9 protein-coding genes are annotated in these 9,347 nt (G+C 67.6%); 4 read left to right on the forward strand and 5 right to left on the reverse strand.

All coding sequences use genetic code 11. From position 1 onward, the window contains the following. Positions 1-62: 62 nt before the first annotated feature. A complete protein-coding gene (locus ABT137_RS28695) occupies positions 63-668 on the reverse strand; it encodes a YdbC family protein (RefSeq protein ID WP_351713886.1) in 606 nt (201 codons plus the stop codon). A gap of 150 nt (positions 669-818) precedes the next feature. Here ABT137_RS28695 and ABT137_RS28700 point away from each other — a divergent pair, with 150 nt between their 5' ends. Then, positions 819-1,352, forward strand: coding sequence for a TerD family protein (locus ABT137_RS28700; protein WP_351713888.1), 534 nt, complete (start codon positions 819-821; stop codon positions 1,350-1,352). A gap of 149 nt (positions 1,353-1,501) precedes the next feature. Here ABT137_RS28700 and ABT137_RS28705 read toward each other — a convergent pair whose 3' ends face one another. After that, positions 1,502-2,287, reverse strand: coding sequence for an amidohydrolase family protein (locus ABT137_RS28705; RefSeq protein WP_351713890.1), 786 nt, complete (start codon positions 2,285-2,287; stop codon positions 1,502-1,504). 101 nt (positions 2,288-2,388) lie between these two features. Between ABT137_RS28705 and ABT137_RS28710 the strand changes: the two genes are divergently transcribed. Continuing rightward, positions 2,389-2,742 carry a MerR family transcriptional regulator gene (locus tag ABT137_RS28710; protein ID WP_351713891.1) on the forward strand — a complete coding sequence of 118 codons (354 nt, stop codon included), beginning with the start codon at positions 2,389-2,391 and terminating at the stop codon, positions 2,740-2,742. Positions 2,743-3,108: 366 nt separating this feature from the next. On the opposite strand, the gene ABT137_RS28715 is transcribed toward ABT137_RS28710, so the two are convergent. From ABT137_RS28715 to nrdR, 3 genes are all read right to left on the reverse strand, one after another. Beyond that, complete coding sequence (locus tag ABT137_RS28715) at positions 3,109-4,020, reverse strand: hypothetical protein (protein WP_351713893.1); 912 nt, start codon at positions 4,018-4,020, stop codon at positions 3,109-3,111. A gap of 196 nt (positions 4,021-4,216) precedes the next feature. Beyond that, positions 4,217-7,117 carry a vitamin B12-dependent ribonucleotide reductase gene (locus ABT137_RS28720; RefSeq protein ID WP_351713895.1) on the reverse strand — a complete coding sequence of 967 codons (2,901 nt, stop codon included), beginning with the start codon at positions 7,115-7,117 and terminating at the stop codon, positions 4,217-4,219. Positions 7,118-7,281: 164 nt separating this feature from the next. Then, entirely contained in the window at positions 7,282-7,833 is a 552-nt protein-coding gene (gene nrdR, locus ABT137_RS28725) for a transcriptional regulator NrdR (RefSeq protein WP_351713897.1), read from the reverse strand. A 503-nt stretch (positions 7,834-8,336) separates the two neighbouring features. Here nrdR and lexA point away from each other — a divergent pair. Together lexA and ABT137_RS28735 are read left to right on the forward strand one after the other, a co-directional pair. Further along, complete coding sequence (gene lexA / locus ABT137_RS28730; RefSeq protein ID WP_133028126.1) at positions 8,337-9,116, forward strand: transcriptional repressor LexA; 780 nt, start codon at positions 8,337-8,339, stop codon at positions 9,114-9,116. Continuing rightward, positions 9,113-9,347: hypothetical protein (locus tag ABT137_RS28735; protein ID WP_351713899.1), on the forward strand; the 235-nt coding region annotated here is incomplete at its 3' end. The genes lexA and ABT137_RS28735, both read left to right, overlap by 4 nt.

Genomic DNA, 9,347 nt, shown 5'->3' on the forward strand with positions numbered 1-9,347 from the left:
AAAAATCGAGCACTCGGATGGGCCCCATACAGCGCAGGTCACACAAATCGAGGGTTGGATAATCAAACGATCCAGCTCGGTTCGAGCTCCACGATGTCCCCCGTGAGGGCCGCGATGTCGGCCTCCGTCTGGGCGCGCAGCGCCAGCCGCTCCACCCGTTCGGTGCGGTACTTGCCGTGCTCGGCGGCCGACCGCCACATCGAAAGGATCATGAACTCGTTCTCCGGAGCCTCCGCGAACATGCCGCGGATCATGCCGGGCGAGCCGGCCATCGCCGGGTTCCAGACCTTCTCCTGCATCAGCGTGAAGTGTTCGACGCGCTCCTCGTGCACCCGGCAGAGAGCCACCCGGACCAGGTCGCTGTCCGTGAACCGCGGTTCGAAGCCGGTCTTCACGTCGAACCGGTACTCGAACAGTTTGACCTGCTGGTCCTTGTACGTGCCGGACTGGGACGCGGCCAGGCGGTCGTGCGAGCGCGCCATGAAGGAGTCGTAGAAGGCACGACTCTCCCAGAAGGCGAAGATGTGCGCCACTCCAGGTCGCTGCCGACTCCAGCCCCCGCCCTGTCCCCGAAATCCCGGCTCCCCCGGAAGCCCCGCCCATTTCCGCTGCCCCCGCTCGAAGCCCCGGCGGTCAACCACGGTGCAGCGAATCCACTTGACCAGCACCGCGCCATCGTAAGGCCATGGGGCGTGGCGCTGGTCACGCTCCGGCAGAGATCACCCGCGCATACGCCCCCGCGCGCGTGGCACGATGGACAAAGAGCCTTGGCAAACCATCAGTTGGGGCAGTGACCTCTAGGGGGAAGGGGACGCGTGGTGAGCGGTTTCAGCAAGGCGATCCGCAAGGTCGAGGTCGCGGTGAAGTGGGATCCCAGCCCTTCCGGGCAGCCGCCCACCGATCTCGACGTCGTCGCCGGGACGTTCACGACGGTTGACCCGTACGGAACTCCGGCCTATCTGGTGCACTTCGACAGCCGTTCGCCCGACGGCACGATTTTTCTCAACCGGGACAGCCAGGACGGCAAGGGCTTCGGCTGGGACGAGGTGATGACGCTCGAACTGGACCGGCTCGACAGCCGGTACGCGCGCGTGGTCGTCGGAGTCGTCATCCAGCAGCGGGCCACGCACCGGACGTTCGTGAACGTCCTGAACCCGGCCGTCCGCGTCCGGGAGGGCTACAACGTGCTGGCCGAGGACGACTTCGGCTCGGTCCTCGGGGCGACGGCGGCGACCGTCGCGGAGTTCGTACGCGACGGGTCCGGCGACTGGAGTTTCCGGCCCGGGATGCACGGCTTCGAGGACGACCCGGTGGTCTTCAGCCGGGAGATGGGCGGACTCGGCCGCCCCTGACGGCGGCCGATCGCCCGTGACAGGCGAACGGTAAGGGGCGCCGGCCACGGCCTTCGCCCCTTACTCCACGTCACATCGACTCGTACTGGCGCAGAGCACTCATTCCTGGCATGCGCTGTTCCTCGTACCGGCGGGGCACGCACGTACGGTCAGAGACCGAGCAGTTCCGCGAGGGTGCCACCCAGGACGCGATCGCGCAGTGCACCCGGCGCGGTGACGCGTTCGACGGTGGCGCGGGCGAGGAACGGGTCACCGTAGGGCGCGTCCGAGCCGAACAGGGTGCGGTCAGGCACCTCGTCGATGGCCAGTCGCACCGCGAAGATGATGTTCGCCGTCGACAGTTCCAGGTAGATGTTCGGGGTGTCCCGGGCCAGCTCAATGGCCGTCAGCCAGTTCAGACCGCCGAGCTGGCTGATCACCACGGGGACGGTCGGGTGACGGCGCGCGAGACCGGCCAGAGTTGCCAGGTCTCCCGACGTGGTCGGCGCGAACCCGTGCACGACGACCGGCAGCCCGCCGTGGCCGGCGGCTGCCCGGAGGACCGGCTCGATCCGTCCGGCCCCATCCGGTGGTGGGGTCAGCTCACCGATGCCCCGAAAACCCCGGCCCACGATCTCCTTCTCGACCTCCGCCGCGATCTGCTCGGCCGACTGGTCCAGACGAACCTTGCCGAACCCGATGAAGCGATCCGGGTATGCCGCGCACGCCGAGTCCAGTTCCTGCCACGCGGCCCGGTAGCTGTCCGGACCGTTGGACTGTCCGCCGATCGTCTCGCCCAGCACACTCATCTCACGCCGCAACGAAGCCAGATCAGTGGCCCGCTCGGGATGGGGCCGGGTGCCGAAGAGCACGGCACGGTCGGCTCCTGCCTCGTCCAGCAGGGCGATATGGCTGTGCACAGGATCGTGGACATGGCTGTGCGCATCGATGATCAACGAGTTCTCCTGGTCAGGATCGGTGACAGCGATGGAATGCTGCCGTCGGTCCCATCGTTGAGGGCTGACACCATGGCAAGGTCAAGCGCAGTGGAGCAGCGATGCTGATCGGGCAACTGGCCAGGAGAACCGGGACGAGCGAGCGCCTTCTCCGGTACTACGAGAGCGTCGGCCTACTCGCCTCGAGCCGTCAGGCCAACGGGTACCGAGACTACGACGATGCCGCCGAGCAAACGGTCGGACAGATCCGCTCCCTGCTGGCGGCCGGGTTGTCCACAAGCCTGATCCGGCAGGTACTGCCCTGCTCCCTCGCCGACGGCTCGCTACGTCCGTGTCCGGGAGTGCTGGACAAACTACGTGCCCGACTCGCCCGTCTTGACCAGCGGGCAGATGAACTGGCACAGGCTCGCCAGACCCTGCAACGAGCCATTACGGCAGCCGAACGAGCCGAGTAGCCGCACGGCCGGCGCGACAAGGCTGCGTTCCAGGCAACAGCCGCGCCGACGAATCGCGTGGTCGGGTGTCGGCCAAACCGCCGACACCCCACCCGAACAGCCAATTCACGCCCGATGAGGGCTCACGACACTGGTGGAGATCACTTTTCCCGGCGTGCGCTATTCCCCGACAGTCGGCTCTCGATCGGGGAACGCACGCAGCCTCAACTGCGGCGCCCGGTGGTCGGCGAGCCACCGCATGCGGTTGTCATCCGCCGCGAATCCGGCGCGTGCGGTCTGCGTCCACTCCTCTCGGTCGAGGACGTCGAGGTACGTCGTCCGGAGCGCTTCCTGCTGCGCCGCAGTGCACCCCGCAGCCTGGAGGGACTACGTGGTCAGGTGCTGAGTGAGCACCGCGACCGTGAAGTAGCGCTCGATGGTCGGCCCGAGCGAACCCACGTGGCGAGCATGAGCTTCCAGGACAACTCCCGCATGGGGGTAGTGAGCGAGGGTGAGTCCCATCCCTCCGCAGTCGCTCATGAGATGGAGTAGCCGACCGATGTGATCGACCATGTCGCTGTCGGAGTCGAGGTCCACAAGCGCCTCATGGAGTCTGGCGACTGTGGCGACCTGGCCGGCGAAGTATCCGTTGAGGATGTCGCCGTCGCAGGCCCTGCGAAGCAGCCAGGGTCGGGCAGTCGGGTCGTCGAGTCTGCAGAGAGCTTCAACGACATAGACGTGTCCCCAGCCGGTGACCCGCTCGGCAAGCCACAGCAGGGCCGCGACGCCTCCTGGCTGGATCTCGAGAGCGTGCGCCGCCAGTGGCCCGAAGCGGTTGGAGAGCAGCCCGATCGTTTGAATCAACGGGATGTCGTCTGCTGTTCCCACTGCAGCGACCAGGGCCAGCCCAACCGTGACGGAGCATCGGTCGGTGCCATGTCGGACCAGCCAGCGGCCCGTCTGGCGACAGCGTTCTCTGTCTGCCCGCTCAGCCGCGGCGGCGATGTGCTCGTTGCGGTGAATCGGGATGTAGACGTCGTGGAAGGCATCCGCCAATTCGCTGGGCAGTGCGGAGGCCGTCGCGAAATGCGTGCTCAGGATGAGGGCAACGTCCTTGCCGGCCGAGTGCCGGTCCTCAGGTGCCTCCGGGCCTCGCCGAGAACGGTGCGACTCGTCGTCGGGATAGGGTTCCCCGTCGCGCGGAAGCGGCTCCCCTGGAGCCAGTTGATGCAGCTGGAGTGCGTGATCGAACAGCGGTGTCGGTGACCCGGGCAGTCCTGTCCCGGTGGTATCGCTCATCGGCGAACGGAGGACTCGATTCTCTTGATCATGGCCCCGAGCGTGCCACGACAGCAATCGCCACGACAAGCCCTCGACGCGGCGGCGCGTTGCGTCCAACACAACAGCCAGGCGTCACGCGCGTCGAGGGCGGTGGAGCCGTGAGACCGGCTCCACCGCCCTGAACAGGCAATCTACGCCTCAGCGGCGCCCAGAGTCAGCTGCAGCCGCTGGTCGAGCCGCAGCCCTCGCAGATGTAGCAGGAACCGGCTCGCTGCATCTTCGTACCGCAGGAGAAGCAGAGCGGGGCGTCGGCCTGGATCCCCAGCTGCATCTCCACCAGCTCGGCGCTGGTGTGCGCCTGCCTCGGGGCGGCCTTGGCCGAGTCGGCCTCGGTCCGCGGGGCGGCGACGGCCTTCAGCTCCTGGGCGCGCGGCGCCGACTGGGCCAGGCCCTCGACGTCGACGTCGTCATCGTCGAAGGACGGCTCGTACGAACCGGTCTCCAGGTGCCGCTGACGCTCCTCGGCGGAGTGGATGCCGAGCGCGGAGCGCGTCTCGAACGGCAGGAAGTCCAGCGCCAGGCGGCGGAAGATGTAGTCGACGATCGACTGCGCCATCCGCACGTCCGGGTCGTCCGTCATGCCGGCCGGCTCGAAGCGCATGTTGGTGAACTTCGAGACGTACGTCTCCAGCGGCACGCCGTACTGGAGGCCGACGGAGACCGCGATGGAGAAGGCGTCCATCATGCCCGCGAGGGTCGAGCCCTGCTTGGACATCTTCAGGAAGACCTCGCCCAGGCCGTCGTCCGGGTAGGAGTTGGCCGTCATGTAGCCCTCGGCGCCACCGACGGTGAAGGACGTGGTGATGCCGGGACGACCCTTCGGGAGGCGCTTGCGGACCGGGCGGTACTCGATGACCTTCTCGACCGTCTCGCGGATGGTCGCCTCGGCCTTCTCGGTGACCTCGGCCTTCTCCTTCTCCTTGGTCTTGGCGGAGAGCGGCTGGCCGACCTTGCAGTTGTCGCGGTAGATCGCGAGCGCCTTGACGCCGAGCTTCCAGGCCTCGAAGTAGATCTCCTCGACCTCCTCGACGGTCGCCGTCTCCGGCATGTTGACCGTCTTGGAGATGGCGCCGGAGATCCACGGCTGGATCGCGGCCATCATGCGGACGTGGCCCATCGGGGAGATGGCGCGCTCGCCCATGGCGCAGTCGAAGACCTCGTAGTGCTCGTGCTTGAGGCCGGGAGCGTCGATCACATTGCCGTTGTCGGCGATGTGGGCGACGATCGCCTCGATCTGCTCCTCCTGGTAGCCCAGGCGGCGCAGGGCCTGCGGGACCGTGCCGTTGACGATCTGCATCGAGCCGCCGCCGACCAGCTTCTTGAACTTCACGAGCGCCAGGTCGGGCTCGACACCGGTGGTGTCGCAGGACATCGCGAGACCGATGGTGCCGGTGGGAGCGAGGACGGACGCCTGGGAGTTACGGAAACCGTTCTTCTCGCCGAGGCGGACCACGTCCTGCCAGGCCTCCGTGGCGGCGGCCCACACCGGGGTGTCCAGGTCGTCCTTGCGGACGGCCACGGTGTTGGCGTCGGCGTGCTGCTGCATGACGCGCTGGTGGGCGTCGGCGTTGCGGGCGTAGCCGTCGTACGGGCCGACGACCGCGGCCAGCTCGGCGGAACGCTTGTACGCCGTGCCGGTCATCAGGGAGGTGATGGCACCGGCCAGCGCGCGGCCGCCGTCCGAGTCGTAGGCGTGACCGGTCGCCATCAGCAGAGCGCCGAGGTTGGCGTAGCCGATGCCGAGCTGACGGAACGCGCGGGTGTTCTCGCCGATCTTCTGGGTCGGGAAGTCCGCGAAGCAGATGGAGATGTCCATCGCGGTGATGACGAGCTCGACGACCTCCGCGAAGCGCTCGACGTCGAAGGACTGGCTGCCCTTGCCGTCGTCCTTCAGGAACTTCATCAGGTTCAGCGAGGCGAGGTTGCAGGACGTGTTGTCCAGGTGCATGTACTCGCTGCAGGGGTTCGAGCCGTTGATACGGCCGGACTCCGGGCAGGTGTGCCAGTGGTTGATGGTGTCGTCGTACTGGATGCCCGGGTCGGCACAGGCCCAGGCGGCCTCGGCCATCTTGCGGAAGAGGGACTTGGCCCCGACCTCTTCGATGACCTCGCCGGTCATCCGGGCGCGCAGACCGAACTGTCCGCCCTGCTCGACCGCCTTCATGAACTCGTCGTTCACGCGGACCGAGTTGTTGGCGTTCTGGTACTGGACGGACGTGATGTCGTCGCCGCCCAGGTCCATGTCGAAGCCCGCGTCGCGCAGCGCGCGGATCTTCTCCTCCTCCTTGACCTTGGTCTCGATGAAGTCCTCGATGTCGGGGTGGTCGACGTCGAGGATGACCATCTTGGCGGCGCGGCGGGTGGCACCGCCGGACTTGATGGTGCCCGCGGAGGCGTCGGCGCCGCGCATGAAGGAGACCGGGCCGGAGGCGTTGCCGCCGGAGGAGAGGAGCTCCTTGGAGGAGCGGATCCGGGAGAGGTTCAGGCCGGCACCGGAGCCGCCCTTGAAGATCATGCCCTCTTCCTTGTACCAGTCGAGGATCGACTCCATGGAGTCGTCGACGGACAGGATGAAGCAGGCGGAGACCTGCTGGGGCTGCGGGGTGCCCACGTTGAACCACACGGGGCTGTTGAAGCTGAAGATCTGGTGCAGGAGGGCGTACGCCAGCTCATGCTCGAAGATCTCGGCGTCGGCGGGCGAGGCGAAGTACTTGTGGTCCTCACCGGCCTTCCGGTACGTCTTCACGATGCGGTCGATCAGCTGCCTGAGACCGGTCTCGCGCTGCGGGGTGCCGACGGCACCGCGGAAGTACTTGCTGGTGACGATGTTGACCGCGTTCACCGACCAGAAGTCGGGGAACTCGACGCCACGCTGCTCGAAGTTGACCGAGCCGTCGCGCCAGTTGGTCATGACGACGTCACGGCGCTCCCAGCTCACCTCGTCGTACGGGTGTACGCCGGGGGTGGTGTGGATGCGCTCGATACGCAGTCCCTTGGTGGCCTTGGTGCCCTTCGCGCGGGAACTCCGTGCCGGATCGCTCGCCGTCTCTGTCATGCCGCCTCCCTGTACGGGCTAAAACGCCCTGAAATGCCACGATGTTCCCGTGACACACTGTTCTGTTTTCGCGTCGCGAGCGCCGTCAGCTGCCACCCGCGACAAGTCCTGGATCGCCGTCCGACAACCGGATCCGGGCCCTCCGGCCGGTTCCGGTCCTCCCGTCAGCCGGCGACGCGAACGGGTGCGGGCACCTGTGCGCTCCCGCCTGACCCGTGATCGTCCTCCTGGCCCCCCGCTCCCGCGTCTTCGTCGTCCGCGACGGGGTCCTGGGCCGCCTGCCTGAGCTCCGCGATCGCGGCCTCGAAGTCCTCGAGCGAGTCGAACGCCCGGTAGACGGAGGCGAATCGCAGGTAGGCGACCAGATCGAGCTCCTGCAACGGGCCGAGTATGGCCAGTCCCACGTCGTGGGTGGTCAGCTCGGCGCTTCCGGTGGCCCGCACCGCCTCCTCGACCCGCTGGCCGAGCTGGGCGAGTGCGTCCTCGGTGACAGGCCGTCCCTGGCATGCCTTGCGCACGCCGTTGATGACCTTGGTACGACTGAACGGCTCGGTGACTCCGGACCGCTTGACCACCATGAGCGAGCACGTCTCCACGGTCGTGAAACGACGGGAGCAGTCCGGACACTGGCGGCGCCTGCGGATCGACGTGCCGTCGTCGGTCGTACGACTGTCGACCACACGGCTGTCGGGGTGCCTGCAGAAGGGGCAGTGCATGATCTCCAACCCTCCTCACAGCAGACTCAATAGCCTCGCTGGGCCACATGGGCCCCTCGAAGCAGCCCCAAGCATAGGCGATCTCAGAGAGACCGGAGACCCGGGGGACCACAACTTGTGGGCTGCAGTAGCAATCCAACCACTAGATGTGGTGATTGGCAGATACATCACCAGGTCGCGCGTGTCGCACACGTACCGCTACGGCGGATACGGAGATACCGTGGGCGCCGCACGGAGGTCACGTGCGACTCCGGCGCAGATGGGGACGGACATCCCGGTCGGCGGCGGCCCGGATGGCAGACTGGGCACACCCACAAGGCCGTCCCCCGGCGGTGAAGAGTACAACAATGGGCTCTTTTGCCCGCCGGGTACCGCGTGAGCCATACACCCAGACTTGCGATCACGTACGGTGAACCGCGTTTTTTCACTCGAACGTGTGTTTGGCGCAACCTTTCGAAAGCAACTACCGTTGTCCAGCAGGGAGACCATCGAGAGGGGCCGACGTGACCACGACCGCAGACAGTGCCACCATCACCGCCCAGGACCGCTCCCAGGGCCGACTCGACCCGGTGCATGCCATGAACGAAGCCGTGAATCCCGAGGGACACAAGCGTTCCCTGCCGGGCCGACCTCCAGGCATCCGGGCGGACAGCTCGGGCCTCACCGACCGACAGCGCCGGGTGATCGAGGTGATCCGGGACTCGGTGCAGCGGCGGGGCTACCCGCCGTCGATGCGGGAGATCGGCCAGGCCGTCGGCCTGTCCAGCACGTCCTCGGTGGCGCACCAGCTGATGGCACTGGAGCGCAAGGGCTTCCTGCGGCGTGACCCGCACCGCCCGCGCGCGTACGAGGTGCGCGGCTCCGACCAGGCGGTGACCGTGCAGCCCACGGACACCGCCGGCAAGCCCGCCGCGTCCTACGTCCCGCTGGTCGGCCGGATCGCCGCCGGTGGGCCGATCCTCGCCGAGGAGTCGGTCGAGGACGTCTTCCCCCTTCCCCGGCAGTTGGTCGGTGACGGCGAGCTGTTCGTGCTCAAGGTCGTCGGTGACTCCATGATCGAAGCCGCGATCTGCGACGGCGACTGGGTCACCGTCCGCCGCCAGCCGGTCGCCGAGAACGGCGACATCGTCGCCGCCATGCTCGACGGCGAGGCCACCGTCAAGCGCTTCAAGCGCGAGGACGGCCACGTCTGGCTCCTCCCCCACAACGCGGCCTACGAGCCGATCCCCGGCGACGACGCGACCATCCTGGGCAAGGTCGTCGCGGTACTGCGGCGCGTGTGACGCCTGCGGCGGGCGGTCCTCCCGCCCGCCCTCAGATCGGGCCCCGGGACCCCTGCGCCGGTTCCGGGGTCCTGCACTGTCCGGACCCCGGCGACCGATCCGCCTGCCTCGGACCGCGGGTTGGCCTGACCGGCGCCAACAAGCTCTCCGTCGACCGGCAGCAGATCCCCGTCTTCCCCATCCTCTTCGGCGACTCCTCCCGTGCCGAACTCCAGCACATCGCCGCCCTGA

Origin of the sequence: Streptomyces sp. NPDC001980 (assembly GCF_040296885.1) — a bacterium.
GTDB lineage: Bacteria > Actinomycetota > Actinomycetes > Streptomycetales > Streptomycetaceae > Streptomyces.

Bases quoted from the DNA above. Each gene is read 5' to 3' on its own strand.
- nrdR (WP_351713897.1), bottom strand. From the start codon at position 7,833: ATGCACTGCCCCTTCTGCAGGCACCCCGACAGCCGTGTGGTCGACAGT.
- ABT137_RS28710 (WP_351713891.1), top strand. From the start codon at position 2,389: ATGCTGATCGGGCAACTGGCCAGGAGAACCGGGACGAGCGAGCGCCTT.
- ABT137_RS28715 (WP_351713893.1), bottom strand. From the start codon at position 4,020: ATGAGCGATACCACCGGGACAGGACTGCCCGGGTCACCGACACCGCTG.
- ABT137_RS28720 (WP_351713895.1), bottom strand. From the start codon at position 7,117: ATGACAGAGACGGCGAGCGATCCGGCACGGAGTTCCCGCGCGAAGGGC.